Annotated in this window: 2 protein-coding genes; one reads left to right on the top strand and one right to left on the bottom strand. The window is 62.5% G+C overall.

The features are described 5' to 3' along the window. A partial coding sequence (locus EN935_RS35315; protein ID WP_281040398.1) for a carboxyl transferase domain-containing protein occupies positions 1-567 on the bottom strand: 567 nt, incomplete at its 3' end. A gap of 410 nt (positions 568-977) precedes the next feature. On the opposite strand from EN935_RS35315, the gene EN935_RS35310 reads away from it, so the two are divergent. Then, the coding region (locus EN935_RS35310; protein ID WP_127374188.1) for a DEAD/DEAH box helicase at positions 978-1,572 on the top strand (595 nt) is incomplete at its 3' end.

The following is a 1,572-nucleotide window of genomic DNA, read 5'->3' as shown; positions in this document are numbered from 1 at the left end:
GTAGGAGGTGTCGCGCACCATGAAGATGAAGTCGGTCATGGCAGGCGAATAGACGTCGCCGCCGGCGCAAGGCCCCATGATCACCGAAATCTGTGGAATCACGCCGGAGGCGAGCACGTTGCGCTGAAAGATCTCGGCATAGCCGCCAAGCGCCGCCACGCCCTCCTGGATGCGCGCGCCGCCGGCATCATAAAGCCCGATGATCGGTGCACGGTTGCGCAGCGCCATCTCCTGCACCTTGATGACCTTCTCGGCATGGGCTTCCGACAGCGAGCCGCCGAACACGGTGAAGTCCTTGGCGAAGAGGTAGACCGGGCGGCCATTGACGGTGCCCCAGCCGGTGACGACGCCGTCGCCGGCGATCTTGGTCTTCTCCATGCCGAAATCGGTCGAACGATGCTCGACAAACATGTCGAATTCCTCGAACGAGCCCTCGTCGAGAAACACCTCGATGCGTTCGCGCGCGGTGAGCTTACCCTTCTTGTGCTGGGCGTCGATGCGAGCCTGGCCGCCACCCATGCGGGCGATCTCGCGGCGGCGCTCGAGTTCCTTCAGCACGTCTTTCATCGATTACCTCCCAAGCCAGCGGCATTTCGTGGTAATCGTGCCGGCAAGCGAGCGCAAGCGCCGCTTGCGCCATGCGTTTTGCTGCGCTGCAACATGAAGCCCCTTGCAATTGGGGGCGAACTCAGCCATATGCAGCCCATAGGCGCTTGGGCCGGGAACGAATCCGGCCTTCTCGACGAATGAGACTGGTTGCGTCTGTTTTCCCTCTTTCCGGTATATCGGCCCCTCTTTCCGGTACATCACAAAGCGGCGAAAAAGCCCCGTGGCATGATGCCTGCGGGCACGACAGCGCAGCCGAGTGGACGTTACCGTCCGCCCGCCTTGTCGTTTCATATCAATTTTTTCGACGGCAGGTTGCGCCCTGCCGCCATCGATGTTTGCGGCCAGAAGCCGCGTGAAAGAAGATTATTTTGACCAACGAAAACACTTTGCCCGGTAGCAACACTGCGGAACTCACCGGTTTCGCGGCACTGGGTATTACGGGCGCGCTGCTCAAGGCCACCCACAACGCCGGCTTCACCGAGCCGAAGCCGATCCAGGCGCAGGCGATCCCGCCGCAGATGGAAGGCCGTGACATTTTCGGCATCGCCCAGACCGGCTCTGGCAAGACCGCGGCCTTCGCGCTGCCGATCCTGTCGAAGATCATCGCCCTCGGCACCAAGCGCCGGCCGAAGACGGCGCGTGCGCTGATTCTGGCGCCGACGCGCGAACTCGCCGTGCAGATCGAAGACACCATCAAGATCCTCGCCAAGGGCGCGCATGTCTCGACCGCGCTCGTGCTTGGCGGTGTCTCCCGCTTCAGCCAGGTGAAGAAGGTTGCTCCCGGCGTCGACATCCTGATCGCAACGCCCGGTCGGTTGACCGATCTGGTGCGTGAAGGCGACCTCGTGCTTGCCGACACCAAATGGCTGGTGCTGGACGAAGGCGACCGCATGCTCGACATGGGCTTCATCAATGACGTCAAGCGCATCGCCAAGGCGACCGCGCCCGATCGTCAGACGGTGC

This window comes from Mesorhizobium sp. M7D.F.Ca.US.004.03.1.1 (assembly GCF_003998635.1).
GTDB lineage: Bacteria > Pseudomonadota > Alphaproteobacteria > Rhizobiales > Rhizobiaceae > Mesorhizobium > Mesorhizobium loti.
The sequence above is the reverse complement of the archived record's forward strand: the minus strand, read 5'-3'. Positions and strand labels throughout refer to the sequence as shown.